The sequence below is a fragment of the Paenibacillus sp. fava2 genome (genome assembly GCF_058313675.1).
Window position 1 is genome coordinate 3243243 of the sequence record NZ_CM177755.1, and the last position, 26604, is coordinate 3269846.

Here is a 26604-nt window from a genome sequence, read left to right on the forward strand (position 1 = left end):
TACGGGTTAATTTTGTATGCATACAGGCGCACAGAACCAAGCACACTAACGGGGATTGTCAATGACAGTAAAGGTGGTCGCTCCATGAAGGATAAGAAATGGGATCTTATGGCGTTAGCCTCCATTCCGCTTATTATGACCCTTGGCAACTCCATGCTCCTTCCGGTACTGCCGCAAATATCGCGCGTGTTACATATCAGTTCCTTTCAGGTCAGCCTGTTGATTACACTGTATGGCTTGATGGCTATTCTGATGATTCCGGTTGCCGGCTATCTCTCTGACCGGTTCGGGCGCAAAAAAATCATTATGCCAAGCCTGATTATTGCTGCTGCGGGCGGAGCTGTATGTATCGCTGCTGCCCTGTTTACCAGAGGAATAACGGCATACTGGATCATATTGGGGGGGCGTGTGCTGCAGGGGATCGGTGCGGCAGGTGCTTTTCCCATTGTCCTGCCCTTTGTTGGGGATATGTTTAAAGACGAAAAAGTGGTAAGCAAAAGTCTCGGCCTGATTGAAACCTCCAATACCTTCGGCAAGGTGCTTAGTCCGATTCTCGGCGCTTATCTGGGGCTGCTGCTATGGTACGCTCCGTTTATCTCCATTCCGGCTTTATGCATCATTTCTTTTTTGCTTGTTCTGTTTCTGGTGAAGGAACCGGAACGGGAAGCTGATAAGCAGAGCCTTAAAGATTTTATGTCAGGCATTGTTGCTATCCTGCGGGAGCACGGCCGGTGGCTGTATGCTATTTTTGCCATAGGCGGTATTTGTATGTTTGTAACCTTCGGGGTCCTTTTTTATTTATCGGAGACGCTTGAGGACAAATATAAGATTCACGGGGTCATTAAAGGTCTCGTACTGGCCATTCCGCTTGCGCTCTTGTGTCTTGCCTCCTACGGAAGCGGGAAAATCATCGGGCAGAATAAGCCGCGGATGAAATGGATCGGCTGCGGCGGTATGTTCCTGATAACTGCGGCTATGATGATCACAGGGTTTGGTTCAGGGCTCTACTGGCTGGTAGGGCTGCTTAGTGTGGGAGGGGTGGGAATCGGTATTGCACTGCCTTGTCTGGATGCCCTGATTACCGAAGGCATTGACCAGAAAAACCGCGGAACAATCACCTCCTTGTACAGCAGCATGAGGTTCATCGGTGTAGCCCTGGGGCCGCCGGTTGTCTCGCTGCTTATGCCAAGGGGGCAATGGCAGCTGTTCGGTACGATGGCTGGAGTCAGTGCGTTAGGAGGTCTCCTTACTCTGCTGGCTGTTACTCCCGGCAAAAAGAGCTCCGGAAGCGGTCAAAGAGGTGAAAGGCAGCTTCAGCTTCCGCGAGCAATCCGCCAGCGGGCACGGTAACCGCCAAATTACCGGCTTACCTGAACCGGGCTGGAAGCTGATCGGCTGCGCCGCTTTGTGATGAGAACTACGCTGTAGATGACCAGCAAAAGCAATGGCGCCAGCGCTGAATAACGGTACATCACGGCATAGGAGTTATATAGAGCAACTGAGCCAAGAATCATGGTGCCGACAGCGACTCCGAAATCCAGAGAGTTCAGGAACATCCCGTTGGCTGTCCCGCGCTGACGGGGATCGACGGACTGGATCATCCAGGTCTGCAGCGCAGGCTGCATGGAACCGAAACCGATGCCGTAACAGAGTGCTGCCGGAAACAGCGCAGCGGTTGAGGAGGCGAAGGAGAGCAGCAGCAGTCCGCCTATAATGAACAGGCTGCCGGGAATCAGCAGGGCTGCCGGGCCGAAACGGTCATAGATTTTACCGGAAACAGGCCGGATAATGACGATAGCCACGGCGTTAAACAGGAAAAAGTAAGCAATGTGATCCAAATATGACTCTTGTCCGTACAGAGCAAGAAAACCAAGCAGTCCGCCATAGGAAACCGACAGCAGCAGATTCAGCAGGCCGGGGATCAGCAGCTTACGGAACACATTGCCTTTAGGCCCGCCGGGTATTGCAGCCGGCGCAGGCTCTTTGTGATGAGCAGGCAGGCTTCGGGTCAGGCGGTAGCCCAGCGGCAGAATGATAGCAATGGCGAGTCCTGTGCACAGCAGCAGAGAGCTGAAGCCTGGACCCTGCAGCAGGCTGAGTCCGATCAGCGGTCCGGCTGACATGGCCAGACTGGTGGAAAGGCCGAAATAGCCCAGGCCTTCACCCATCCGGCGGATCGGAATGACATCGGAGGCCATTGTCGGGAATGCGGTGCTGGCCATGCCGAAGCCGATGCCGAACAGCATTCGCATCAGCAGCAGGACCGTAATAGTCCCTGACCAGTAATAGCCGGCTACGGCGGTTAAGGAAATCGCCACGCCAAGGAAGATCAGCAGATTGCGGCCGCCTTTTTCCATTGCTTTGCCGGCGAAGAGCCGGGAAGCAATAGCACTAAGTGCAAATAGACTGGTAACCAGACTGATCTGCACTGATGTAGCGGATAAGCTGTCTTTGGCATAGACAGGCAAAGTCGACAAGGTCATCTGCAGGCCGATAAACAGAAGCAGGTTACAGATGGTAAGAGTGACAAACGATTTGGTCCATAAGCGTTCTGATGAATGATTCAATATGTTCTGCTCCTATTCTTGTTGTGTATTCTCTGTGTTGTGATAGATATGCTCCAGCATACCTCGGAGCTGTTCAAGCTCCACATCTGTCAGGCCTGTTACAGCTGTGCTGATGACCTGCCGTTCGAGGGCGACAGTGTTCTCGATCAGCTGCTTGCCCTCGGCAGTCGGATAGAGCAGGAAAGCCCGGCGGTCACTCTGGTTCAGCGATTTCGTGATGAAGCCCTTCTTGAGCAGCAATTCAACAATTCTTGCGGTTGTAGGCTGGTCTTTGGCGGCTGCGGCTGCAACCTCCTTCTGGTTAATTCCGCTGCGGTCCACAATCATCAGCAGCACAGACCATTGTTCAGGCGTGATGTCGTAAGGCTTCAGCGCACGTGCGAAAGCGGTGGATATTCTCCGGTAGGTTGAGCCAAGCAGAAAGCCCAGAAATTGTTGGGGGGAACCGGACATAGGAATCGTCCTTTCATAAATAGATGTTATGACAATTATAATTATGACAACTAATGCTGTCAACTAATGCAGCGGCAAAAAAAAGCACCTCCCGCGCAGGGAGGTACTTCACTTGTGAAATGAATCTGTTATTTTGCTTCCTTTGGTACCGATTCCCAGTCTTTCAGGAACCGGTCAATTCCGTTATCGGTCAGTGGATGCTTCCACAGGGATGGGAGCAGGGAGCCGGGAATGGTCGCGATATGCGCGCCGGCAATTGCCGCTTCTTCCACATGGGCGATATTGCGGATGCTGGCTGCAATAATCTCGGAGGACAGTCCGTAATTGGTCAGGATTGTCTTCAGATCTTTGATCAGCTTCATTCCGTCAACCCCGATATCATCCAGGCGGCCGACAAACGGGCTGATATAAGTAGCGCCGGCCTTAGCGGCCATCAGGCCCTGTGCGGCGGAGAAAATAAGGGTAACGTTGGTCTTGATGCCGCGTTTGGTCAACTCGTAGCAGGCAGCCAGGCCGTCTTCAGTCATCGGGAGCTTGATGACTACGTTCGGTGCCCATTCTGCAATTTCAAGCGCTTCGCTCAGCATTTCGTCAGTTGTAAGGCCGATAACCTCGGCGCTTACAGGACCGGGTACGATCTCAACGATTTCTTTGATTACATCTTTGAACAATCTGCCTTCTTTGGCGATAAGCGACGGATTTGTCGTCACGCCATCCACTAATCCGAGCCGGGTAATCCGTTTGATTTCTTCAATATTACCGGTATCCAAGAAAAATTTCATTGAAGCTATTCCTCCTTGATATCTTATGGATTGACAAACAGCTTGTACAACCTCATTATGTATCATGCTGCACGAAGTTTCAACTGTTAATATGAATATTTCAATTTAACTTTATAGATTTTTTGTTATATTCCGAATTACACCCCTTAGGGCCATTCCCCGGCATCATTTCCCATGATAATATAGTAACGGTGTTGTATAAAAGAACGCGAATGGCAGGTGAGCATGATGATCACGGCAATTGCCGGTGCCGCCTTGTTTCTGCTGCTTGCCGCCGGACTGATCGCCTATCAGAACAGCAGGCTGATCAGGCAGCAGGAGGCTGAAAGCGCTGCGGCCCCTACCGGAAAACTCATGTATTCCGTATTTTTTGAGCAATTTCACGGGGATGAGGAAAGGCCGGAAGCGGTACCCTTATTTCAATATACCGTGCTCTCCGGACCGGAGGAACAGCTCCACGAGGGAGAAACGGGAACTACTTATGCTCTGTGCCGTGTACCGGCTGGTACCGGAGAAATGACTCTTGAGGATGCCCGGCAATGGATGCAGACACATATCCGCGCTGCATCCATTCAGCGTGTTCTGACTGAACACTTATCCTTTCCCGGTAAAGCGGAGCGCAAAGGGGAAAAAGAGCTGATTATCACCCTGGAAGCTACGGTGAGGGAGGAAGCCGGATATGCAAGCCCGCATTAATCATGTGGTTATATCGGTGAGTGCCGGAGATATCACAGCCTGGAAAGGCGATATCATCGTTAATGCCTCCAATTCCGGACTTTACGGCGGAGGCGGAGTTGACGGGGCGATCCACCGTGCCGGCGGCCCGCAGATTGCCGCCGAATGTGCGGTGATCCGCCAGAAGCAGGGCGGCGTCATGCCGGGCGAGGCTGCATTTACAACCGCTGGCAGACTGCCTAACCTGGGGATCATACATACTGTCGGACCGATCTGGAAAGGCGGAGGTGCAGGCGAGGAGGCGACGCTGGCCAGATGCTATATCAGCAGCCTTGACCTGGCCTGCGCCCGCGGAGCGCGCAGTATTGCTTTTCCGAATATCAGCACGGGTATCTACAATTTCCCGAAAAAACTGGCCAGTGAGACGGCTCTTTCTACCGTTGTTGATTACGTTAAAAGCACTGGGCCGGACAAGCTGCCGCTGGAAACCATCACATTTATCTGCTTTGAGCCGGACAATGCCCGGCTCTACGAGGAAACGCTTAAAAGCTATATCTAAAGAGACCGGTTAACCGGAAGGACGGAGGAGCCCTGGAGATGTCATCTGTTACTGAATTGAAATTTGTTACTGTCCAGCCCGATAATAGGGATCTGAGGGATCTGATTGAACGTCTGGATGAGGAGTTGAAGGCACGCTACCCGCATGAAATGATCTATGTGGTTGATTTCTCTGACCCCAAGGTTAAAGAGATGACGTTCGTCGTAGCCTATCTGGGTGGGCAGCCGGTCGGCTGCGGGGGACTGCGGCCGCTGGAGAAGGACAGCAGCGTGATGGAGTTGAAGCGTTTCTATGTGGATCCCGGCAGCCGCAAGATGGGCATTGCCGGTAAAATGCTGGTGGATCTGGAGGAAAAGGCTGCTGCCGCCGGATGCGTGGAGATCAAGCTGGAGACCGGAATTAAACAGCCGGAAGCCATTGCGCTTTATGTCAAGCACGGCTACCGGCCCATTGACCTGTTCGGCCAGTATATTGGAGATCCGGACAGTATCTGTTACGGCAAAATATTGTCCTGAATGCCGGATGGCGCATCCAGAACCCATTCCAGCATCAGGATCATATCGTCAAGCCTAGACCATTATATAGGAAAATATGGGGGTATTAAAATGAGTGTCAATGTTAAGCAGCTGGCTGCGGAGAAAGCCGTGGAATATGTACAGGACGGGATGAAGGTAGGTCTGGGAACAGGCTCAACCGCTTATTGGGCCATCCGGAAGCTGGGCGAGCGTGTACGGGAGGGCCTTAACATTACCGCTGTGGCCACTTCGCAGGCTTCGGAGGATCAGGCACGTGAATTGGGCATTCCGCTGGTAGCCTTCAGCGAGATCGACCGCCTGGATCTGACCATTGACGGTGCGGACGAATTGGACAGCAAGCTTCAGCTGATCAAGGGCGGCGGAGGAGCCCTGCTGCGCGAGAAGATCGTGGCGATGGGCAGCACGCGGATGATCGTAGTGGCGGATGAGAGCAAAGCGGTTGACACACTCGGTAAATTTCCGCTGCCTGTGGAGATTGTTCCGTTTGCCTGGGAATGGACGGTAGCCAAGCTGGCGAAGCTCGGCTGCAGACCGGAGCTGCGCCGCAGCGGGGATGAGCTCTACCGGACGGACAACGGTAACTACATTGCCGATTGCCATTTTGGAGCGATTGCTTCAGCCCCTGAGCTGGCGGAACAGCTCCAGGGCATTTCAGGCGTAGTGGATCACGGGCTGTTCATCGGTATTGCCAGCATGGCAATTATCGGCAAGCAAGACGGCAGCATCGAGATCATCGAAGGTGAAACCGATCTCTAGGAAGCGGGTAGACCGCCGGGGCCGCCGCTCTTCCTCCCGCAGGCGTCCCCGGCCGGCTGTACGTTTTTTTGCCGGACTTGTACTGCTTCTTTACAGCGGGGCTGTGCTATACTGGATGTTTCTCGGGTTTGGAAGGACTGTCCGTACAGAGGGGCCGCTGTTATATAATCTGGAGCCGCTGCGTACGGTGAAGCTGTATTTCGATCTGGATAACGGAGTCTCCCTTACCGGCAGGCTGGTGAATCTGGCGGGCAATGTCATTGTATTTGTTCCGTTTGGTCTGCTGCTGCCGCTGGTTCTGGAGCGGTTCCGCTCTCCTTTTATACTGACACTGTGGGCAATCCTCTGTATTCTTCTTCTGGAAACGCTGCAAATGATACTGCGGGTCGGCAGCTTTGACGTTGATGACCTGCTGCTTAACCTTATCGGCGTCTGGTCGGGATTATTACTTCTGAGAATAACATCAACATTTAGGGAGGCTTGAACATTTATGCTTATCGATCTGAAGCAGCGTATAGGAACACCAGAAGTAGATGAGCTGCTGGCCTATGCGGTCATTGATGAACCGGATGCGCTCTGGCGCGCTTCGGCCGAATACGGCAAATATGCCGCCCTGCAGCTTAACGGCTGGGAAGAGGAAGGGCTGCTGCTCGGCCTCGTCGGCTTTGAAGAGACGGAGGATGGTTCACTTGATATCCGCCACATCGCGGTGCTGCCTGAGAACAGGGGCAAAGGCTATGCACGCGGTATGATTCTCGAGCTGATGACCCTGCGGAGTCCGCGTTATGTACTGGCGGAAACGGAGGATGAGGTTGCCGCCAACTTTTACCGCGCCCTGGGCTTTATGGTGTACAGTCTGGGCGAGAATCCGGCGGGAATCGAAATGTTCCGTTGTGTGTATGAAGTTGAAGCAGATGAGGATGACGAATAGAGCTTGTAAGCAGCTGTTGTTATCTGAAGATAAGCTATCCGGCGTAAGTTGCCGGGTGGCTTTTTTTGAAATATAAGAATTTATATGTTGCACGTCATAAATAATCCTTCTATTTCTCGCAGAAACGGATACCGTCCCTTAAAGGACGGCAAAGCCGTTTCTTCTTGCTGTGCAAGCCAAAGGGTTAATTCTTAAAATGTATCATATATTTTCCTTCATTTATAGTAATTGACTTTTAGAGCAGCGAACCATATAGTTTTAGTGTAAAACAGTTCTACACATGAACTATTTGTCCGATATTAAGGAGGGCGAAGTTTTGAATGAAGAAGCAGAGCGCTGGATAACCCGGTATGTAGATGCTTATCTGATAGTGACCAGGCAGATCAGTGCACGGATCAAGGAGCGGATTGCCGAAGGTTTAACAACCGACCAGTTTTTGATCCTGAGGCTGATTAAGGCACAGGAGCAGTGTACGTCCACCTATCTGGCGGAGTCAGTCTGCGTGGGCAAGAGCTCGATTACAGCCATCATTAACCGGCTGGACGAGGCAGGCATGATTGAGCGGACCCGTGACGAAAACGACCGGCGCCTGGTCTATTTGTCGCTCACTGAGCAGGGGGAAGAGGTTTATCAGCTGGCGGAAAAGCAGGTAAAGGATGTAATCTCACCGTATTTGCTTCATTTTGAGGAGGACGATATCGAGAAGTTCATCACCATGTTTGAGAAGCTGGCCTTTTTAATGCAGGAGACGGGAGGGAGAAACGAGTGAAGACGATATTGAAAGCCAGATGGGCAGTGATGGCGATTTGGCTTGCTGCTGCGGTTGTGCTGTTTTTAACAGCACCGTCAATGTCTGAGCTGGTCCGCGAGAAGGGGCAAATCTCGGTTCCGGGCGGGTATACGTCATCAAGAGCTGCCGAGATTATGAAGGAGGTGGCTGCCGCCAAAGGGGGTGGAACTCTGCATCAGGTTGCCCTGGTATTTAATAAGCCGGAGGGGCTGAGCGCCGGAGACAGGGAGAGCATCAGACAAGGAGTGCAGATGCTTGCAGCGGACAAAGAGGCGCTGAGCCTTGATGCGATAACAGAGCCATTTTCACAGACGGAGCTGGAAGATACGCTGATTGCCAAGGACGGGCAGACCATTATGGTTGCGTTGTCGGTTAAAGGCGGGGATGAAACGGTAAAGGCGCTGCCGGAAAAGGTAAATGAGCTGCTTGCGGATGTAACCGCAGACCATTACCTGACCAGTGAAGGGCTGATTACAGAAGATACGATCGTCAGCTCGGAGGCCGGACTCAAAAAATCCGAGTACATAACCGTAGTCTTTATCCTGCTTATTCTGTTCGTCGTGTTCCGTTCGTTCGTGGCACCGTTCGTGCCGCTGTTGACCGTAGGGCTTAGCTATATCGTGTCCCAGTCGGTTGTAGCCTTCCTGGTGGACCAGTTTGATTTTCCGCTGTCAACCTTTACACAAATCTTCATGGTGGCCGTGATGTTCGGAATCGGAACGGATTACTGTATCCTGCTGATCAGCCGTTTCAAGGAGGAGCTGGCATCTGCGGAGGATACAAAAAGTGCCATTATATCTACTTACCGCAAGGCAGGCGGGACTGTCTTCTATTCCGGGCTGGCTGTATTTGTCGGGTTCGTAGCCATCGGCTTGTCCAAGTTTATGCTGTACCGTTCTGCGGTGGCTGTAGCAGTAGGGATCGCAGTCATGCTGCTGGCCCTCGTTACGGTGGTCCCGTTCTTTATGGCCGTGCTGGGCAAGAAGCTGTTCTGGCCGTCACGCGGCAGTATGGAGCACAATGAAAGCCGGATCTGGGGAGCGGCAGGCTCCTTTTCACTGAAACGGCCATGGGCGGCGCTTCTGATTGTGGCGGCGGTCGTCGTTCCGTTCCTGGCGACTTATGACGGCAAGCTTTCCTTCAACAGCATGGATGAAATCGGGCCGGATTACGCTTCGGTGAAGGGTTTCAATATTATTTCCGAAAGCTTTGGTCCCGGAGAATCGATGCCTGGCAGGATTGTCATTAAAAATGATGACCGGATGGATACCCCGGAATATTTGGGACTCGCCGAAAAAATCAGCCGTGAGCTGGAGAAAGTAGACGGCGTCAAGGCGGTACGCAGCCTGTCGCGGCCAACCGGAGAGCTAATCAATGATTTTCTGATTCCGGTCCAGGTGGCAACACTGTCGGACGGTCTTAGTCAGAGCAATGACGGCCTGAACCGGATTCAGTCCGGACTTGCCGAAGCAGGCAGGCAGCTGAGTGCGAATGAGCCCAAGCTTCAGGAAGCGGCGGCCGGCAGTGCAAAGCTCACAGAAGGCACAGCCGAGCTAAAGCAGGGTATAGCAGCGCTGGGTTCCGGACTTACGCAGATTGAGGACGGAATCAGGAGCGGTGCTGCCGGAGCGGGCGAAATCAAAGCCGGACTCGCTCGGGCGGCAGCCAGTGCGAAGCAGCTTGCAGATGCGAACAACGCGCTACTGGCAGGCTATAAGCAGATCGGCTCCGGACTGGCAGCACTGAGCGGCGGGCTTAACGATGTGCAGACCAATCTTGAAGGTGTAGCCTCTGCCCTCACCGGTCTGGATGCGTCCTTTACGGGACTCGAGAGCAGTCATCCTGAGCTCCTACAGGATATGAATTACCAGACCATCAAAGGCACCGTATCTCAGACCGGAACGGGAACAACCCAGCTGGCGGCAGGACTCGGACAGATTGCCGGCCAGCTGGGCAGCGCCTCAACGGGGCTGAACGAAGCCAACGCCGGATATGCCAAAGCTGCAGCCGGCCAGACCGCCCTGGCGCAGGGGCTTGAACAGCTGGCAGCAGGTATCGGGCGGCTCCAGACGGGCCTCAACCAGGCTGCAGAAGGGCAGGGCCAGATTGTCGGTAACATTCCGTCAATCAGCAGTGGACTGGATCAGCTGCAGGGCGGACAGCAGCAGCTGGCCGATGGCTTTGGGCAACTGACCGGACAGATCGGCGAGCTGACCGGCGGACTCAGCGACAGTGCGGACGGCCTGCAGCAAATCACCGCCGGGCTCAGCTCGGCACAGGATTATCTGCAGCAGCTTCAGGATGCAAAAGAGGATGAGCTGAGCGGCTTCTTTGTACCTTCAGAAGCGCTGGAAGCGGAAGCGATGCAGCAGGTCTTCGGCACCTATCTGTCAGATGACCGCAAGCTAATGACCCTGGATGTTGTTTTTGCGGAGAATCCGTATAGTGCGGAAGCCATTGCCAGCATTCCCGATATTCAGGACGCGGTTGACCGTGCGGTGAAAGGAACCAAGCTGGAAAATGCCGAAACGGCAATCAGCGGTGTTACCAGTACGTATAACGATCTCCAGATGATCTCGGGCGGGGACTATACACGGACAGTTGTGCTGATGCTGGCAGGTATATTCATTATCCTGGTCCTGCTGCTGCGCTCGGTGATTATGCCGCTGTACCTGATCGGCTCGCTGCTGGTCACTTATATTACAGCACTCGGCATTACGGAGGCGATATTTGTACATCTGCTGGATTATTCAGGCATTACCTGGACTACACCATTCTTCAGCTTTGTAATGCTGATTGCACTTGGCGTCGACTACAGTATCTTCCTGATGGCCCGCTTTAATGAGAATAAAACCTGGGATGTGCGCGAAGCGATTCTGCATGCCATGCGCAACATGGGGACTGTCATCTTGTCGGCGGTAGTTATCCTGGGCGGAACCTTTGCCTCCATGTATCCATCCGGGGTGCTGTCGATGATGCAGATAGCCACCGTAGTGTTATCGGGTCTTGCCCTGTATGCGCTGATCTTCCTGCCTTTCTTCGTTCCGGTAATGGTGCGGATGTTCGGGCGGGCGAACTGGTGGCCGTTCAGCGCCAAAGACAGCGGAGAGCCTGCGAAGCACGATCTGAACCTTTAAACAGTTAGCCATGACAAAAAACACCTCTGTGCATCACTGGAGTCCCAGCCCTGCACAGAGGTGCTTTGATCGGTTTATGTACTGGCCTGCCCTAGCGCATTTTTGCCAAAAAACTGCGCAGTGCCCAGCCGCGTTCCTGACGTTTCTTATATTTAGGCAGCGAGCGGTAAATCGCTATGGACTCTTCAAAAGCTCGTCTGGCCTCGTCATTTCTGCCGAGAGCCTTGTACATGGAGCCGGCCAGATAATAAGCTTCGCTGGAAGAGGTGTGGATTTCCTGAAATTGGCTTACATAGTGCAGCGCTTTGTCCTGGTCAACACCCCGGAATATCTCAGCCAGGCGGAGAAAAGGCTGACCATATTGTGCCCGGCGGTTAATCTCCAGCCCCTGCAGCATCTGGGCTTCGCCCTCCGGAAGCATTCCGAGCTTCAGATTCGCATAGCCAAGCTCGACCCAATATTCGGCGGATTGCTCGTACCGGTCTGCAATATTAAGAAGCAGCTCTTTGGCAGCGCTGTAACGCTTGCGTTCAATCAGCAGGCGGGCCAGCTCGAATTTGGAGGAGACATCGTTGGGATTAAGGGAAATCGTAGTCCGCAGTCTGGACATCTGCCGGCTCCGGCGGAAGGGCTTGCCGATGCTTGGCAGGATGCCGACATACCGGCGGTCCAGAACATACAGGATCAATAACAGAACAATTAAGGCCAGAAAGGGATTACCTAAAAATTGTGCAAGAAACAAAAAGCCCAGAATTTTAAACATGAAGTCCCTCCGAATAAGTTGTAACTCCGGTCAGCGTTCACTTAACATCTAACCTGCAGAGCAGGGTAATTATACCATATTATTCAGTTTTACTAACTCCAAATTTTTTGGAAAGAAGGATGAGCGATGAGTACAGAAACACCTTTAATTCCTTTACGTCCGCTGGGACAATCTGAGCTGTCCGTGTCACCGCTTGGGCTGGGCTGCTGGCAGTTCAGCCGGGGCAGCGGAATTGTAGGCAAATACTGGAGCAATCTAGAGGATGCCGATATCCTTGAGATTGTCCGTGTCAGTCTGGAAGGCGGCATGAACTGGGTGGATACGGCTGAAATATACGGGGGAGGCAAGTCCGAGCAGGCGCTGGCAGCCGTATTGGATCAGCTGAGGCTTGAGGGCAGCCGCCATGCGGAGCCGCTGATCGCAACCAAATGGTGGCCGCTGTTCCGGACGGCCGGATCCATATCAGCCACCATTGACGAACGAATCCGCTGCCTGGGCGGAAGGCAGATTGATTTATACCAGATTCATCAGCCGTTTTCGCTGTCGTCGATTGCAAGTGAGATGAAGGCGATGGCCGGGCTGGTCAAAGCCGGAAAAATCCGTCATGTCGGAGTCAGCAATTACTCGGCCAGCCAGATGGTCAAAGCACACGGGCTTCTGCAGCAGCACGGGCTGAAGCTGGTGTCCAATCAGGTCAAATACAACCTGCTTCACCGGAGTATTGACCAGAGCGGGACGATGGCTGCCGCGAAGGAGCTGGGTATTTCCATTATTGCGTACTCCCCGCTGCAGCAGGGGGTACTGACCGGACGGTTCCATAACGATCCGGCCGAGATCAGCAAGCTGTCTCTGATCAGACGGATGCAGTCCGGACTGGGTGAGAAGGGCCTTGCCCGCAGCAGGCCGCTGATTGACCTGCTTAGGACACTTGCCGGGAAATACGGGGTTACACAAGGCCAGATTGCCTTGAATTGGCTGATTCACTTCCACGGCGAGACAGTTGTCGCCATTCCCGGAGCGTCCAAAGTCCGCCATGCCCGGGAGAATATCGGAGCAATGGGATTCAGACTGGACAGCCGTGAGCTGCAGCAGCTGGATGATGCTTCATGGGCAGCGTTGAAATAGCTTTTATGAATAGCTTTAGGCCTGATTCTGGGCCTGAAGCTATTTTTTTTATTATTTATGCAAAAAATATGCAAAAAAGGGTTTGAGAATGGAAGCAGATGGGTAATTAAGGATAAGATTATTCGCATCCGTGCAAGGGTGTAGATTTCGGAAGGAGGCTGAACCATTATGAATATGGCAGTACATAATCTTATGGCTTACAATCATCAATATTTTAGACCTCAACCGGTCACCGAGCACAAGCAGGCCAGAAGCGAAGATAAAACACAGAGTTTTCAGGACATCCTTAACGAGAAGCTCAATAGCTCGAACCTGTTGAAGCGGTAACGTGGAGAATTGTAGTGTACTTTTCACAGTCAATCCGCTGTTGAATATTAAAAAGCCGGCTTTCTGCATAAGAGCAGAATCCGGCTTTTTTGCGTAAGTCCGTAATCAGTGAATACCGGCAGCCTGCTGCAGCCGCGCCGCGATGGCCAGGAAATCCTCCTCGGAAATGCCGGGGGCAAATTCTTCAGGAACCTCCGGCGCTTCGGCTATCGGGTATCCTTTCGGGGAACCTTCCACTACCTCAAGCGGCTTCCCGTCCTCGGGATGCGGTCCTTTCCAGATTTGTTTAATGGCCGTAAAATCGTTGTCGCTGTTGGTGTAGAGCTTCGTGTGGAGACCCTTGGATTCATACTTATGCGTTTCTGTGAATGCTTTGTTGCTCAGAGAAGGAATAGGAACGAGCTTGCTGACATCGACACCTGTAGCCATTTCCAGCGCTTTGGCGTAAGCAACCACATGCACGCCGCCGCGCACCAGCAAATATCCGACAACCTCACGCGCAGCCGGATGATCTGTCAATTCGTATACCTTCATCTTATGAGCTCTGGCTCCGCATTCCAGAAAGAAATTGTGCAGCAGATCCAAAATCAGATTACCGCTGTTAAATACATATTCTCCGCTCCAGGGGCGGCCCATTGAATCAACCGGCAGAGCAGACTGGGCGCCGGCAAGCGCAAAATAGGTGTTACGCATATCTTTGAACGGATTAAGCGGAGTCTGGTCGGGCTCTTTATATTCCGTAGAGCCGAACTGGCACTTGTTCACGGCGTGTGCAACAAGTTCCACATGTCCGAGCTCTTCCGCAGTAATACTGGTAACGAGATCATAGAAGGGCTTCAGCTTTTTTTTGCCGCGGAAGTTAAACGACTGGAACAGATAGTTATTCAAGGTAGACATTTCTCCGAATTTCCCGCCCATCAGCTCCTGCACGGCAGCGGCAGCATTAGGGTCCGGACGCTCTACCTCAGGAATTTCGATAGCAATTTCGTCAAATCGTTTGAACATTACAGCACCTCACTATAGATTGGTTTCGGCTGAGCAGCCGCTTCTCGACCTATAGTGTCTCCCTGCCGTACGTACTCTAGTCACATTTATTAAGAAACAGATAATTGGCTTAGCGCTTCCCGCGGACACGCTGTGACTTGCGGAGCCTGGGCTCTGATCCCGGAGCCTGTTTGACGATCCATTTTAAATAGGAAGCAATCTGAGTATCCCGCTGCAGAGCTGTAAGGGTAGTAAGCCCAAGCGTCACCAGGTCATCATTCGTATAGAGTGCGTGGAGCTGCCGGTGGCAGGCTTTGCACAGCAGCGCGGTCGGCTGCAGGGCGCCGCCTTTTTCGCGCGGGACCAGATGGTGGACAGTGGTTGCCAGGGGAGAACGGCCGCACAATTCGCAGGTTCCGGAAGGCTGTCCCTTCATGATTTAGCCCCTTACTTCAAAGAACTGGCAGGTGCGGCGCGAGTAATACGTTAAGTCGCTAACCCGCGACTGGATGATGACATCGGAATCGGTGAAACGGACAATGGTTGCCCCCGAGTTCACCAGATGATCATCTTCAAAGACCCGTACCGGCAGCTTGCGGTCAATCGCTTCATGAAGATCGCTGTCGGTATATAACGGGCGGTTGATAGGCATAAGAGCATTCTCCTTTTAGCTGTGAATATGAACTGGAAATACAACCAGTATACCTGCGGTGGAGTGATAAATCCAATCCGGGCTGCCCGGAATCGTAAGTATTTCAACCCTAAATCGGAAGTTTGCCTCCTCTGCAAAAGCGTTCACCTACGGTACACTAAGTCTTGTAAGAGAAACCTTTGAGAGGGGTACAGAGGAATGAAAACAGGAAAGAACCTGGCGCTTGCACTTGCGTCCGTTATGCTCGTTGGATCACTGGCAGCATGCGGGGGTAACAATGCAGAGAATAATGCGGGCAAAGAGAATGCAGGTAACAACGCAGCAAGTACAAATGCACCTGCTACAGATGCAGCCACATCAGAACCGGCTGAAAAAGTGGAGCTGTCCTTCTGGACACTCGGTAACGTCAACTACGAAGAGCTGGCGAACGAGTATACCAAAGAGCATCCGAATGTCACTATTAAAATCCAGAATACCGGTGACCAGACTGCCCATCACAACAATCTGACAACCGCTCTGTCCGCAGGCTCCGGCGCACCTGATATTTTCCAACTTGAAATCGGTTTCATGGAACGTTTCATCAGTGCCCAGGACAAATTCTATAACCTGAACGACCTTGGCGCCAAAGACATTCAGGCTAACTATCTGGACTGGAAATGGAAGCAGGCTTCCTCGATCGACGGCAGCTTCCAGCTGGGACTTCCGACAGATATCGGGCCGACAGTTGTCTACTACCGCACAGACCTGGCTGAAGCAGCCGGACTGCCTAGCGATCCTGAGGGCTTCAGCGCGGCAATCGACACCTGGGACAAGTTTGCTGCTGTAGCCAAGGCATACAAAGACAAGACCGGAAAGTACTTCTCCGACTTGACTGACCTGACCTACAACGCTCTGCGCGACCAGTCTGCAGATGAAATCTACTTCAGCAAGGCTGACGGGAAGTTCATCGGCGACACTAATCCGCAGGTCAAGAAAGCTTATGATTTCACAGTAAAAGGCATCCAGGAAGGCTGGATCAGCAACTACCTGCTGTGGTCGCCTGAGTGGGGCCAAGGCATGAGCGACGGATCCTTCGCCGTAGTCATGGGACCTGCCTGGATGGCTGGTAACATCAAGAGCAATGCGCCGGATTCGGCCGGCAAATGGAAAATTGCCCAGCTGCCTGAAGGTGCCGGTAACTGGGGCGGATCGTTCATTACCCTGCCTAAGGAAGGCAAACACCCGAAAGAAGCTTATGATTTCATCCAGTGGATGGTTAACAAGGACAATCAGCTGGAATCCTTCAAGACCAAAGGTCTGATGCCTTCAATCCCTGCATTGTATGAAGATCCTGCATTCGTTGACTTCAAGGATGATTTCTTCGGCGGACAGCAGACTGCTGTGGAATTCGGTAAAGCGGCTAACCGCGTTAAACCGGTATACTACGGACCGCTGCATGACCAGACCGATACCTTCTTCAAGAATGCGCTCAAGAACGTAATCGAGAAGAAAGCCGACCCTGCAAAAGAGTGGGATGAAGCTGTAAAACAGGCGAAGACTCTGGCAGAACGCAGCTAGGCTCTAAATCGTCAAGATTGATATGAACCGGACATCCGGATTCCTGAGAGAGCAGGCAGCTCCCGGGAATCCGGATTCTTCGGGAAAAGAGTTTTCTTAATTATCCTGGAGGTGTGACATGGCTGAACCCGTAATTACGAGTCCGCATGCCGAGAGCAAACGCCCTTTTTTAACTGAACAAAGACGGAGCCGGATTACGGCCTATACCTTTATCTCACCGTTCTTTATTCTGTTCTCGATATTCGGACTATACCCGATCTTTTTTACCTTCTATTTATCCTTCTTCAAATGGGATGCACTCAATCCGATGAAATTCGTCGGCTTCAAAAACTATGATCTGGTCACCAGTGACCCGACCTTCTGGATTTCCTTCAGCAACACGCTCATTATGGGCCTGATGGGTACTGTCCCGCAGGTTATGCTGGCGCTGCTGCTGGCCGTACTGCTGCACTCGGGAATGACCAAATTTAAAAAGACGTTCCGTATTCTTTATTTCATGCCGAATATTACGTCCATTGTGGCCGTTACGCTCGTATTCAGTACCCTGTTCGGAAATAACGGGATGATCAACTGGATGCTGAACGGCCTCGGGCTTGAAAGTGTTGCCTTCAACTCCGGCTGGTGGGGTGTCAAAATCGCTATCTCCACTATGGTTATGTGGCGCTGGACGGGCTACAACGCCATTATCTTCCTGTCGGGACTCCAGAGTATTCCGATGGACCTGTATGAATCCGCCCGCATTGACGGCGCCAACCGCAGACAGCAGCTGTTCTCGATTACGCTGCCGCTGCTCAAGCCGTTCATTATCTTTGTATCCCTGCAGTCGACAATCGGCGCCCTGCAGCTGTTCACAGAGCCTTATGTATTCCTTGGCCAGGCCGGAACCGGCTCCACCCGCCAGGAAGGGATAACCATGGTTACTTATCTGTACAGTGAAGCTTTCCGTAACGGCTTCTTCGGTACAGCGGCGGCAACAGCGGTTATGCTGTTCATCGTCACTATTCTCTTCTCCATCCTTAACATGCTGATTTCCAGAGGCACAGGCGGAGACACTGGAGGCAAGAAAGCATGAGTACACTGCGTATGTTCAGAAAAAAACCGGATGATCTCGGCTTCTTCGGCAAGCTGGGCTTTTATTTCCTGCTTATTCTCGGGGCGCTGGTCTCGGTATTCCCGTTCTACTGGATGTTCGTGGTCGGCACCAATGACAAGGGGGCCGTATTCCATGTACCGCCGCTTTTGACGGTCGGCGACCAGTTCTTTGACAATTTCAAGCGTGTACTGGAAAAAGCGGATTTCTTCCAGGCGCTCGGCAATTCTCTGTTCGTATCCTCGATGGTAACCGTTTCGGTCGTCTTTTTCTGTACACTGGCCGGTTACGCTTTTGCCAAATATGAATTCCCGTTCAAGAACGCGCTGTTCGTATTTGTTATCGCCACCCTGATTGTTCCGCAGCAGCTTGGCGTGCTGCCGACTTATGTTATCATGGCTAAACTGCACTGGATTGACAGCTACAAGGCGCTGATTGTGCCGGCGATGGTCAATGCGTTCGGGATCTTCTGGATGCGCCAGTATATTACCTCTGCCGTGCCGACCGAGCTGATTGAAGCGGGACGGATCGACGGAGGCGGCCACTTCCGGATTTTCTGGAATATCGCGGTGCCGGTTATTACACCGGCTATGGCGACACTCGGTATCCTCAACTTCATGACGGTGTGGAATGACTTCTTCTGGCCGCTCGTCGTGCTGAAGAACAAGGAGCACTACACCATCCAGATAGCCCTTCAGCAGCTCTTCACAACCCGCGACGGTCTTGACTACGGCATGATTATGTCCGCTACCTTTACGGCGACACTTCCGCTGCTGATTGTATTCCTGCTGTTCAGCCGCTGGGTTATCGCCGGTCTGACCTCAGGCGCTATCAAGAGCTAATCCGCTTTACCCAAAGCGGTTAACAGGAAACTGTACCATACGTGAAGAATAGTAGAGGAGGCAGAAGCGGCAGTGCCGTCCTTGCAGGCAAGGGCGGCATCCGTTTGGCTTGAGTCCGGCTGAAGACAGCAGGGGGAAGGTAACGGCAATGAAGCTAAGACGCAAAATTCTGTTCGCTATTATTCTTCTCGTATTCATTCCCGTTATTGTCATGGGAATTGTGACATACGTGAACTTTTCAAATGCAATGGAGAAGAAATCGAGCAGCTTTTACTGGATCTCATTACTTGAGACCGACCGTAAACTAAAATTCGCACTCAGCGAAATATCATCCATCACGAATTCGGCCATTACGCAGCCTGCCATCCAGCAGTCGCTGAAGCAGCCGAATTTTGTGCTGACCTATGACCGCAAGCAGGAGATCAACAATCTGCTGATCAATCACCCGATGATCACCTCCTTCAGCCTTTACGGCAAAGACAGACTGCTGTACCAGTACAATGCGCCGATGTCCTTCGCCGATATGCGGAAGCAGGTGTGGTATGGCGCTATGGAAGGGGCCGAAGGCCGCCCGGTCTGGTCCGGCCCGGGAGAGAACGGCTCGGAGGCAGCGGGCAATCCGGTGCTGGTACAGGCCAGAGTTATTAAAGACTATTACTCTCTGGAGGATATCGGCTATCTGGTTGTTTATGTTAAACCGGATCTGCTGGACCAGATTTTCTGGGAGGCGGCAACCCTGAAGAAAGGGGATATCCTGCTGGTCAACAAGCAGGGCAATATCGTCTTCAACAAGTCCGGAGAGCATATCGGACAGCGGACGGAGTTTCCTTTTCTGCAGGCGGATTATACCAAGAGCCAGGACTATTACATTGACAACTATCAGGGGGAGAAATCTCTGATTACTTTCCTGCCTTCACATAATTCAGACTGGTATCTTGCGGCGATTACCCCGATGAATCTGATCTCCTCGGAGTCTGATTCGATCCGTAATCTGGCGATTATTCTGGGAACGGTTTCACTATTGTCCGCCTTTTTGTTTGATCACTACTTCGTCAGAAGGCTTGTGCGCAGCATCAATAGTGCGGTCAACGGGATGAAGCGGGTTAAACAGGGCATTTTTATGCCGATTACCACACCGCTGCGGTCAGATGATGAGAGCGATCTGCTGATCGACGGCTTCAACCGGATGAGCTCGCAGATCAGTGAGCTGATTCAGCAGGTGCAGACCGAACAGGGGCGCAAGAAGGAAGCGGAAATGCAGGCGCTGATGGCCCAGATCAATCCGCATTTTATCTATAATTCACTGGAATCGATCAACTCGATGGCCGTGCTGGCGGGCAACCGCGATATCAGCAAGATGGTCGTTTCACTCGGCAAGCTGCTGCGCATCAGTATCAGCCAGAACCAGGAGCTGATCCCGCTGCAGATGGAGCTTGAGCATGTCCGGCATTATCTGGACATCCAGAAGTTCCGGTTCGAGGATAAATTCAGCTACCGGATCGACCTTCCGGATACGCTCAGGCAGGTGATGACCCAGAAGCTGATTGTCCAGCCGATTGTAGAGAATGCCCTCTATCACGCCATTGAACAGATGGAAGAGCACGGGGAGATTACGATCAGCGCACAGCGCAGCAGCAAGGATATCATTATTATCGTAAAAGATAACGGACCCGGCTTTGACCTCTCTACTTTGATGAGCCTGTGGGATACAGAGCACAGCAATCCCAAGAAATATGCGGACAGCGGTGTCGGGCTGCGGAATGTGCATGAGCGTCTGAATATCCGGTTTGGCCATCCTTACGGCATTATGGTCTGTTCTTCCCCGGGATTCGGTTCGACGATCTGTATCCGGATTCCGACCATAAAGCCATGAAGCATCTAAACGGGATGAAAGCGGGGAGTAATGCGGTGAGATGGTTAACCAAATGGGGCTGGATTCTGCTCTATATAGCACTGATGGCCGGAGCGGTATTATTTATTTCATTTGGCAATAAGGAGCCGATTGAAGATAACTCTCCAGAGAAAATAACACTTACCTTCCGCCATTTCTGGATGAAGGAGCATGACCGGCCGCTGCTGGCCATCTTTGAGGAAGTTGTTCAGGAGTATCAGATGGATCATCCGAACGTGAAGGTCAACTTTGAAGGGCTGGATCAAACGATTCACCGCGAGCAAAAGCTCAAAAGCGAAATGGTTACCGGCACCCCGCCTGACATGTTCGTGCTGTTCGGCGGCGCAGAGATTGAGCCTTATGCAAGATCCAACCGGCTGATGGACCTGACCGGCTTTGTACAGGATAACGGGCTGGGCAACCAGTTCAGCGACCTGCATCTGTGGACCTTTGACCGGCATATTTACGGGCTGCCGATCGAAGGGAATGCCGAGCCGCTGTATTATAACAAGACCTTATTCAAAAAACTCGGCATCAAGCCGCCGGAAACGGTCGGCGAGCTGGACAAGGCAATCAGCCAGCTGAAGCAGGCGGGAATTACCCCGTTTGCGCTTGGCAATGAGGACCGCTGGCCGGCCGGTATTTTTGCCCATTATCTGATGGACCGCTATGCCGGACCGGACCTGATTCAGAAGCTGGTTACAGGCAAAGACGGCGCTGCGTTCGTGAACAAGGCGTACCTGGAAGCGTTCAGTCATCTGGAAAAGTGGATCGGCGAAGGGGCATTCAGCGCAGACTCGAATGATACTTCCCCTGAAAATGCGGTCCGCATGTTCAGCAGCGGCGAAGCCGCAATGTATCTGAACGGGAACTGGGATATTAACCTGTTCACCGGTGAGACGGCTCCGGAAGGCTTCGAGAATGAGGTTGGAGTCATCCCGTTCCCGTCGCTCGCCCAAGGAACAGAGCCTTCCATAGCCGGAGGTTATACAATTGGCATCGGCTTGTCCTCAAGTCTGACGGGGGCGAAGCGCGAAGCGGCGCTGGAGCTGATGAAAGCCTTCTATACGAAGGAGATCCAGACGCGGATTGTGTACGAGGGGCTCAGAATCCCTTCTATGCGGATTGATTTTGATCCGGAGAAGACCGGACCTGTGTTCGCGCAGGTGATGGAGATTATGTCCAAGGACCGCCAGAGCTTTGTTCCTTATGACAACCTGCTGTCGCCTGAAGTGAAGAAGACCTTCCTCAGTGTCATCGAGGAGATGATTGACGGCGGATTGTCGGCAGGGGACGCTCTGCGGCAGCTGCAGTCCGCGTCGGAGCAATACTGGAATCTTATACAGAGCTCGGCTGTACAATAAATCTGGGAGGTGCTGGAAGTGGGTGCACGGCAAGAACAATACAAAGTGCTTCTGGTGGATGATGAGCCGATTATTCTGCGCAGTTTAAAGGTGGCTATTCCCTGGGAGGAGCTGGGCCTGACGATTGCCGGTGAAGCCCGCAACGGGGAAGCCGCGCTGCGGCTGATCGAGGAAACCTCACCGCAGATCGTGATCAGCGACATCCGGATGCCGGTAATTGACGGTATAGCTCTAATGAAGGAGCTGCTTCCGAAGAATCCGAAGCTATTGTTTATATTTATCAGCGGCTACGGGGAATTTGAATATGCCCGGGATGCCCTGCGGCTTGGCGCCTTTGACTATCTGCTTAAGCCGATTGATCATGACGAGCTGACGGATATGCTTACCCGGGCGCGGGCGAAGCTGGACCGCCAGAAGGAGAATGAACAGCTGATGCATTCGGTACAGATGCTGTCCATGCTGGCGAGGGAGCGGATGTTCGCCGAGTTCACGCTCGGCAATCCCCGGCCGCTGCAGCATTTGAAATGGATGGAGAACAGTGAACTGGAGCGCGAGTATTTTATGGCGGTGGTGAGGCTGGACGACTATGCCTCCCTTACCGCCAAATGGAGCGCAGAGGAGAAGCATCTGTGGCTGTTTGCGATCCGCAACATCCTGGAGGAATGGTCACTGGAGAACGGCGCCTTATCGATTTTTCCGTTCTACAACGGCGAATGGGTGCTGCTGTTCCCCGGAAGTCTGGGCACGGTCAGGAAGGAGCTCGGCGAGCGGCTGGTCGCGGATATCAAGCGTTACTCCAAGCTGCACTGCTCGGTAGGGATCAGCCGCAGTACACAGGGCATTGACCAGCTCAGCACCGTTTATCCGCTCGCTGCCAAAGCGCTGTACCGCCGCTTTTATTCCGGTGAGGCCGGTGTATTCATCGAAGAGGAGACACCGGAAGCCGGGGAACGCGAGGTTCAGTATCCCAAAGAGCTGGAGCTGTCGCTGATCGAGAGCATACGTACGCTGAATCTGGAGCGGATGCTGCTGCTGTTCGATGAGATGGCCTGCTTCATTGAAGCTCAGTCGCTGACCAAGGAGCTGGCCCAGCGGGTAATTATTGAACTGGTCGTCGTCCTGTACAGGCAGTTCGAGCAGATGGGCCTGCAGGCGGAATGGTCGCTGGAAGGCCTGATGGGTAAGCTGCAAGGCCTGGGGACACTTACGGCGGTCATCAATGTGCTCAAGCAGGATTTCCGGGACTGGATGCAGGAAGGCAGCAGACAGGCGGCGCGTGATGACGGCCGCAGCGTGGTCGACAAAGTCAAAAGATACATTGAGGACAACTACCACAAGGATCTGAGCATTGAGGAAGTAGCGGAGGTGGCGGACCTGAGCATCAGCCACTTCTGCACCCTGTTCAAGCAGGTATCTGGCTATACCTTCCTCGAGTTTGTAACCCACTGCCGGATGGAGAAAGCGAAATATATTCTGCAGAACAGCAGTGTCAAGGTATACCAGGTGGCACCGCTAGTCGGCTACCAGGATCCGAAATATTTTACCCAGGTGTTCAAGAAGGCTACAGGGAAGACGCCGACGGAATACCGGGAAGAGATGATGAGGCTGACGGGAGAAGGCTGAGGAAGGTAATCGGAGAGTGCGCAAAATATAATGTGAATAGCGAGCAATTATTGCAGCCGCAGCTGTCTTGGAGGGTAAACCATCCGGGAGCTGCGGCTTCTTTTAGTTTAACGTCAATTAAGCCGGTATCGCGCAATATGATAAATGTCATACCCGCTCCTTGATGTTTATGTCTTACGGACATGACACTTCCTTCACTATAATTAGGTAAATAAATGCAGACTTGAGCGCACACATACAAGGAGGAACCTACAGATGTCCAAGAGCAGCACGTCATCCCAGCTCTCCAGCCTGAAGAAAAGCGTGGCCCCTTTTGAGAAAAATGACCGCAATACAAGCATAAAGCAGATGATTAATACACTAGGCCCGCTGTTCCTGCTATGGGCGGCTGCCTATTTCAGCCTGTCCGTATCTTACTGGCTTACACTTCTGTTTGCCATACCGGCAGCTGGTTTTGTGATCCGCACCTTTATCATTTTTCATGACTGCTGCCATGGCTCCTTCTTCCGCAGCCGTAAAGCGAATGATATTCTCGGAACGATCACCGGTGTGCTGACCCTTGTCCCTTACCGTCAGTGGAAAAGAAGTCATTCGATCCATCACGCCGGCAGCAGTAACCTCGATAAACGGGGCATCGGCGACATCTGGATCATGACTGTGGATGAGTACATTGCCGCCAAACCGCTGCAGCGCCTCTGGTACCGGATCTACCGCAATCCGCTGGTTATGTTCGGTGCAGGCCCGATTGCCGTGTTTCTGATCCAGTACCGCTTTAACGTAAAAAGCGCCAGACGCCAGGAGCGGATGAATACGTATCTGACGAATGCGCTGATTGTTGCGCTATATGCGGGAATGATCTGGCTTGTAGGCTGGCAGGCGTTTTTGCTGGTGCAGCTGCCGATCGTATTCGTCTCAGGTTTCCTGGGCATCTGGCTGTTCTATGTGCAGCATCAGTTTGAGGATACTTTTTTTGAGCATGAAGAAGAGTGGAGCTACGTTATGGCTGCCGTAGAAGGAAGCTCGTATTACAAGCTGCCCAAGCTGCTGCAGTGGATCACCGGCAACATCGGCTTTCATCATGTGCATCACCTGGCGCCCAAAGTGCCCAACTATAATCTGGAGCTGGCCCACAACGCCACGCCGCCGCTGCAGAAAGCTACGACCATTACCATCAGCACAAGCCTGAAGGCGCTCCGGTTCCGCCTGTGGGATGAGGAGAATAAAGGGTTTGTCAGCTTTAAGGAAATCAAGGACCGCTTGCGTCAGCCTTTGCCTGCTGTGGAAGGGCTGAAGATACAGAAACCCGGATTGCAGGCCAAATAACAGGCTTCCGGAGCTGGAGTCAGGAGGGGAAGCAGACACGCAGATTGGTGGCGGGTGCGCTTCTTCTCTTTTTTGCCGCGGATTATGCTAAAATGGGGGTACAAACTTGCTGGCAAAAAGGATGGCGGATATGCAGAAGTGGCATCATATTTTTCATAAAAGCACAGGTCTCAGCCCTTACGTCTGGGTAGTGTTCTATATTCTTCCGTTTTACTCGATCTTCCGCTTATCCTCGGTGGACCGCTGGGTGTACGGTATTGTGATGATTATTTTGTTTTTTGCCTGTTATGTGCTTGCGTTCAAGTCCCGGGGTTGGCTGGTCTACTTCTGGACGAGTGTGCAGATTGTGGTCTCGATTACAATGACGCTCATGTTCGGTTATATGTATTTCGCGCTGTTTCTGGCCTTTTTTATCGGGAATATCCAGAGCCGGGCGGGCTTTTTCACCATGTACACGATTCATCTGCTGACGACAATTGTGGCGATCAATTATGAGCTGATTACGCGCAATCCGGTGTTCTTGTCCCAGCTGCCCTTCGTGCTGGTCAGTATCATTGCTGTAGTGCTGCTGCCGGCGACAACCTACAACCGCAATAATCAGGATAAGCTGCAGGGCCAGCTGGAGGATGCCAACAAACGGATCTCTGAACTCGTCATAATGGAAGAGCGGCAGCGGATTTCTCGGGATCTGCATGATACACTGGGTCAAAAGCTGTCCCTGATAGGGCTCAAGAGTGACCTGGCCGGCAAGCTGATCAACAAAAATCCGGCGCAGGCGATCGTGGAGATTAACGATGTCAGGCAGACAGCAAGAAGCGCGCTTAAAGAGGTCCGGGAGATGATTACCCAGATGCGGGGGATCCGGCTGGAGGATGAGCTGGTGCGGATCAGGCAGCTTTTGCAGGCGGCGGAGATTGAATTTGAGCTGGAGGGCAGCCCGAAGCTTGAAAATACTTCATTAATTACGGAAAATGTGCTCAGTATGTGCATAAAAGAAGCGGTGACGAATCTAGTCAAGCATAGCGGGGCCTCACGGTGCACCATTCAGATTGAGCCCTCCCGGACGGAACTGGTCATCAAAGTATCTGATAACGGCAAAGGGCTTGACGCGGCTAATATGAATTATAAAGGCCATGGCATTCAGGGGATGAAGGAACGCCTGGAGTTCGTCAACGGATGTATGGAAATACAACATATTAATGGAACAACCATTATCATTAAAGCACCAACAGTAATCCGGCAACTGGAAATGGAGGCGAAAGAAGGATGATTCATATCGTGATAGCTGAAGACCAGCGCATGCTGCTCGGCGCACTGGCTTCACTGCTTGATCTGGAGGAGGACATGAAGGTTGTGGGCCGCGCAGGCAATGGTGAAGAAGCGGTAAGGCTGGTGCGGCAGCACAAGCCTGACATCTGCATTATGGACATTGAAATGCCGGCAATGACCGGACTCGAAGCGGCAGAAGCGCTGAAGGGCTCCGGCTGTAAAATCATGATCCTGACTACGTTCGCCCGGACCGGTTATTTTGAGCGTGCCGTCAAAGCCGGAGTGGACGCCTATCTGCTCAAGGACAGCCCCAGCGAGGAGCTTGCTCTTTCCATCCGCAGCGTGATGGCAGGCAGACGGATTTATGCCCCAGAGCTGATGGATGAAGCCTACAGCAGTGAGGCCAATCCGCTGACGCAGCGCGAGAAGGAAGTGCTCGGCCTGATCGCCGACGGTAAAAATACGAAGGAAATCGCCAGCCAGCTCTATATCACAACGGGTACCGTCCGCAACTATATTTCGGTGATTCTGGACAAGCTGGATGTCGGCAACCGGATTGAGGCGATAACACGCTTCAAGGAAAAGGGCTGGTTTAAATAATTATGGCT

27 protein-coding genes are annotated in these 26604 nt (G+C 52.6%); 20 read left to right on the forward strand and 7 right to left on the reverse strand.

From position 1 onward, the window contains the following. Positions 1-84 precede the first annotated feature (84 nt). Positions 85-1350: a bacillibactin exporter BcbE gene (gene bcbE / locus AC4G46_RS13870; RefSeq protein ID WP_491128444.1), complete on the forward strand. Its 1266-nt coding sequence runs from the start codon at positions 85-87 to the stop codon at positions 1348-1350. 8 nt (positions 1351-1358) lie between these two features. On the opposite strand, the gene AC4G46_RS13875 is transcribed toward bcbE, so the two are convergent. The 3 genes from AC4G46_RS13875 to fsa all read right to left on the reverse strand — a co-directional run bounded on the left by AC4G46_RS13875 (position 1359) and on the right by fsa (position 3802). Next, complete coding sequence (locus AC4G46_RS13875; protein WP_491128445.1) at positions 1359-2567, reverse strand: MFS transporter; 1209 nt, start codon at positions 2565-2567, stop codon at positions 1359-1361. A 12-nt stretch (positions 2568-2579) separates the two neighbouring features. Next, on the reverse strand, positions 2580-3020 hold the full coding sequence (locus AC4G46_RS13880) for a MarR family winged helix-turn-helix transcriptional regulator (protein ID WP_491128446.1): 441 nt from the start codon (positions 3018-3020) through the stop codon (positions 2580-2582). 128 nt (positions 3021-3148) lie between these two features. Next, on the reverse strand, positions 3149-3802 hold the full coding sequence (gene fsa, locus AC4G46_RS13885) for a fructose-6-phosphate aldolase (protein WP_068727461.1): 654 nt from the start codon (positions 3800-3802) through the stop codon (positions 3149-3151). Positions 3803-4027: 225 nt separating this feature from the next. Here fsa and AC4G46_RS13890 point away from each other — a divergent pair, with 225 nt between their 5' ends. From AC4G46_RS13890 to AC4G46_RS13925, 8 genes are all read left to right on the forward strand, one after another. Further along, complete coding sequence (locus tag AC4G46_RS13890) at positions 4028-4498, forward strand: hypothetical protein (protein ID WP_491128447.1); 471 nt, start codon at positions 4028-4030, stop codon at positions 4496-4498. A 4-nt stretch (positions 4499-4502) separates the two neighbouring features. Next, positions 4503-5036 (forward strand): macro domain-containing protein, encoded by a 534-nt coding sequence (locus AC4G46_RS13895; RefSeq protein ID WP_491128873.1) that lies wholly within the window; start codon positions 4503-4505, stop codon positions 5034-5036. Positions 5037-5074: 38 nt separating this feature from the next. Then, positions 5075-5551 carry a GNAT family N-acetyltransferase gene (locus AC4G46_RS13900; protein WP_491128448.1) on the forward strand — a complete coding sequence of 159 codons (477 nt, stop codon included), beginning with the start codon at positions 5075-5077 and terminating at the stop codon, positions 5549-5551. A gap of 90 nt (positions 5552-5641) precedes the next feature. Beyond that, complete coding sequence (gene rpiA, locus AC4G46_RS13905) at positions 5642-6328, forward strand: ribose-5-phosphate isomerase RpiA (RefSeq protein WP_491128449.1); 687 nt, start codon at positions 5642-5644, stop codon at positions 6326-6328. Beyond that, positions 6312-6812: a VanZ family protein gene (locus AC4G46_RS13910; protein ID WP_491128450.1), complete on the forward strand. Its 501-nt coding sequence runs from the start codon at positions 6312-6314 to the stop codon at positions 6810-6812. The genes rpiA and AC4G46_RS13910 overlap by 17 nt, the downstream gene beginning before the upstream one ends. Before the next feature lie 6 nt (positions 6813-6818). After that, positions 6819-7259 (forward strand): GNAT family N-acetyltransferase, encoded by a 441-nt coding sequence (locus AC4G46_RS13915; protein ID WP_491128451.1) that lies wholly within the window; start codon positions 6819-6821, stop codon positions 7257-7259. Between the two features lie 316 nt (positions 7260-7575). Beyond that, positions 7576-8028, forward strand: coding sequence for a MarR family winged helix-turn-helix transcriptional regulator (locus tag AC4G46_RS13920; RefSeq protein WP_491128452.1), 453 nt, complete (start codon positions 7576-7578; stop codon positions 8026-8028). Beyond that, the gene (locus AC4G46_RS13925) at positions 8025-11186 is read left to right on the forward strand and encodes an MMPL family transporter (RefSeq protein ID WP_491128453.1); all 3162 of its coding nucleotides are present in this window, start codon (positions 8025-8027) and stop codon (positions 11184-11186) included. The genes AC4G46_RS13920 and AC4G46_RS13925 overlap by 4 nt, the downstream gene beginning before the upstream one ends. A gap of 91 nt (positions 11187-11277) precedes the next feature. On the opposite strand, the gene AC4G46_RS13930 is transcribed toward AC4G46_RS13925, so the two are convergent. After that, a complete protein-coding gene (locus AC4G46_RS13930) occupies positions 11278-11949 on the reverse strand; it encodes a tetratricopeptide repeat protein (protein WP_491128454.1) in 672 nt (223 codons plus the stop codon). Between the two features lie 126 nt (positions 11950-12075). On the opposite strand from AC4G46_RS13930, the gene AC4G46_RS13935 reads away from it, so the two are divergent. After that, positions 12076-13074 carry an aldo/keto reductase gene (locus AC4G46_RS13935; RefSeq protein WP_491128455.1) on the forward strand — a complete coding sequence of 333 codons (999 nt, stop codon included), beginning with the start codon at positions 12076-12078 and terminating at the stop codon, positions 13072-13074. A gap of 168 nt (positions 13075-13242) precedes the next feature. Continuing rightward, positions 13243-13401, forward strand: coding sequence for a hypothetical protein (locus AC4G46_RS13940; RefSeq protein WP_491128456.1), 159 nt, complete (start codon positions 13243-13245; stop codon positions 13399-13401). Between the two features lie 105 nt (positions 13402-13506). Here AC4G46_RS13940 and AC4G46_RS13945 read toward each other — a convergent pair whose 3' ends face one another. The 3 genes from AC4G46_RS13945 to AC4G46_RS13955 all read right to left on the reverse strand — a co-directional run bounded on the left by AC4G46_RS13945 (position 13507) and on the right by AC4G46_RS13955 (position 15037). Continuing rightward, positions 13507-14406: a manganese catalase family protein gene (locus AC4G46_RS13945; protein ID WP_491128457.1), complete on the reverse strand. Its 900-nt coding sequence runs from the start codon at positions 14404-14406 to the stop codon at positions 13507-13509. A gap of 109 nt (positions 14407-14515) precedes the next feature. Further along, the gene (locus tag AC4G46_RS13950) at positions 14516-14821 is read right to left on the reverse strand and encodes an HNH endonuclease (protein ID WP_491128458.1); all 306 of its coding nucleotides are present in this window, start codon (positions 14819-14821) and stop codon (positions 14516-14518) included. Between the two features lie 3 nt (positions 14822-14824). Next, a complete protein-coding gene (locus AC4G46_RS13955) occupies positions 14825-15037 on the reverse strand; it encodes a hypothetical protein (protein WP_491128459.1) in 213 nt (70 codons plus the stop codon). 198 nt (positions 15038-15235) lie between these two features. On the opposite strand from AC4G46_RS13955, the gene AC4G46_RS13960 reads away from it, so the two are divergent. The 9 genes from AC4G46_RS13960 (at position 15236) to AC4G46_RS14000 (ending at position 26596) form a co-directional block, all read left to right on the forward strand. Next, positions 15236-16594, forward strand: a complete 1359-nt coding sequence (locus tag AC4G46_RS13960; RefSeq protein ID WP_068727413.1) for an ABC transporter substrate-binding protein — start codon at positions 15236-15238, stop codon at positions 16592-16594. Positions 16595-16712: 118 nt separating this feature from the next. Then, positions 16713-17666 (forward strand): carbohydrate ABC transporter permease, encoded by a 954-nt coding sequence (locus tag AC4G46_RS13965; protein ID WP_068727412.1) that lies wholly within the window; start codon positions 16713-16715, stop codon positions 17664-17666. After that, the gene (locus tag AC4G46_RS13970; RefSeq protein ID WP_491128460.1) at positions 17663-18526 is read left to right on the forward strand and encodes a carbohydrate ABC transporter permease; all 864 of its coding nucleotides are present in this window, start codon (positions 17663-17665) and stop codon (positions 18524-18526) included. Before AC4G46_RS13965 ends, AC4G46_RS13970 begins: the two co-directional genes overlap by 4 nt. Before the next feature lie 148 nt (positions 18527-18674). After that, positions 18675-20399: a sensor histidine kinase gene (locus AC4G46_RS13975; protein WP_491128461.1), complete on the forward strand. Its 1725-nt coding sequence runs from the start codon at positions 18675-18677 to the stop codon at positions 20397-20399. Between the two features lie 35 nt (positions 20400-20434). After that, entirely contained in the window at positions 20435-21781 is a 1347-nt protein-coding gene (locus AC4G46_RS13980) for an ABC transporter substrate-binding protein (protein WP_491128462.1), read from the forward strand. 18 nt (positions 21782-21799) lie between these two features. After that, complete coding sequence (locus AC4G46_RS13985; protein ID WP_491128463.1) at positions 21800-23404, forward strand: response regulator; 1605 nt, start codon at positions 21800-21802, stop codon at positions 23402-23404. Positions 23405-23659: 255 nt separating this feature from the next. Next, positions 23660-24727: a Delta(5) desaturase DesA gene (gene desA / locus AC4G46_RS13990; RefSeq protein WP_491128464.1), complete on the forward strand. Its 1068-nt coding sequence runs from the start codon at positions 23660-23662 to the stop codon at positions 24725-24727. 130 nt (positions 24728-24857) lie between these two features. Further along, positions 24858-25997 (forward strand): sensor histidine kinase, encoded by a 1140-nt coding sequence (locus AC4G46_RS13995; protein ID WP_491128874.1) that lies wholly within the window; start codon positions 24858-24860, stop codon positions 25995-25997. Then, complete coding sequence (locus tag AC4G46_RS14000) at positions 25994-26596, forward strand: response regulator (RefSeq protein WP_491128465.1); 603 nt, start codon at positions 25994-25996, stop codon at positions 26594-26596. Before AC4G46_RS13995 ends, AC4G46_RS14000 begins: the two co-directional genes overlap by 4 nt. Positions 26597-26604: the final 8 nt, after the last annotated feature.

Bases quoted from the DNA above. Each gene is read 5' to 3' on its own strand.
- bcbE (WP_491128444.1), top strand. From the start codon at position 85: ATGAAGGATAAGAAATGGGATCTTATGGCGTTAGCCTCCATTCCGCTT.
- AC4G46_RS13880 (WP_491128446.1), bottom strand. From the start codon at position 3,020: ATGTCCGGTTCCCCCCAACAATTTCTGGGCTTTCTGCTTGGCTCAACC.
- fsa (WP_068727461.1), bottom strand. From the start codon at position 3,802: ATGAAATTTTTCTTGGATACCGGTAATATTGAAGAAATCAAACGGATT.
- AC4G46_RS13890 (WP_491128447.1), top strand. From the start codon at position 4,028: ATGATGATCACGGCAATTGCCGGTGCCGCCTTGTTTCTGCTGCTTGCC.
- AC4G46_RS13900 (WP_491128448.1), top strand. From the start codon at position 5,075: ATGTCATCTGTTACTGAATTGAAATTTGTTACTGTCCAGCCCGATAAT.
- rpiA (WP_491128449.1), top strand. From the start codon at position 5,642: ATGAGTGTCAATGTTAAGCAGCTGGCTGCGGAGAAAGCCGTGGAATAT.
- AC4G46_RS13915 (WP_491128451.1), top strand. From the start codon at position 6,819: ATGCTTATCGATCTGAAGCAGCGTATAGGAACACCAGAAGTAGATGAG.
- AC4G46_RS13930 (WP_491128454.1), bottom strand. From the start codon at position 11,949: ATGTTTAAAATTCTGGGCTTTTTGTTTCTTGCACAATTTTTAGGTAAT.
- AC4G46_RS13935 (WP_491128455.1), top strand. From the start codon at position 12,076: ATGAGTACAGAAACACCTTTAATTCCTTTACGTCCGCTGGGACAATCT.
- AC4G46_RS13940 (WP_491128456.1), top strand. From the start codon at position 13,243: ATGAATATGGCAGTACATAATCTTATGGCTTACAATCATCAATATTTT.
- AC4G46_RS13945 (WP_491128457.1), bottom strand. From the start codon at position 14,406: ATGTTCAAACGATTTGACGAAATTGCTATCGAAATTCCTGAGGTAGAG.
- AC4G46_RS13950 (WP_491128458.1), bottom strand. From the start codon at position 14,821: ATGAAGGGACAGCCTTCCGGAACCTGCGAATTGTGCGGCCGTTCTCCC.
- AC4G46_RS13955 (WP_491128459.1), bottom strand. From the start codon at position 15,037: ATGCCTATCAACCGCCCGTTATATACCGACAGCGATCTTCATGAAGCG.
- AC4G46_RS13960 (WP_068727413.1), top strand. From the start codon at position 15,236: ATGAAAACAGGAAAGAACCTGGCGCTTGCACTTGCGTCCGTTATGCTC.
- AC4G46_RS13965 (WP_068727412.1), top strand. From the start codon at position 16,713: ATGGCTGAACCCGTAATTACGAGTCCGCATGCCGAGAGCAAACGCCCT.
- AC4G46_RS13970 (WP_491128460.1), top strand. From the start codon at position 17,663: ATGAGTACACTGCGTATGTTCAGAAAAAAACCGGATGATCTCGGCTTC.
- AC4G46_RS13975 (WP_491128461.1), top strand. From the start codon at position 18,675: ATGAAGCTAAGACGCAAAATTCTGTTCGCTATTATTCTTCTCGTATTC.
- desA (WP_491128464.1), top strand. From the start codon at position 23,660: ATGTCCAAGAGCAGCACGTCATCCCAGCTCTCCAGCCTGAAGAAAAGC.
- AC4G46_RS13995 (WP_491128874.1), top strand. From the start codon at position 24,858: ATGCAGAAGTGGCATCATATTTTTCATAAAAGCACAGGTCTCAGCCCT.
- AC4G46_RS14000 (WP_491128465.1), top strand. From the start codon at position 25,994: ATGATTCATATCGTGATAGCTGAAGACCAGCGCATGCTGCTCGGCGCA.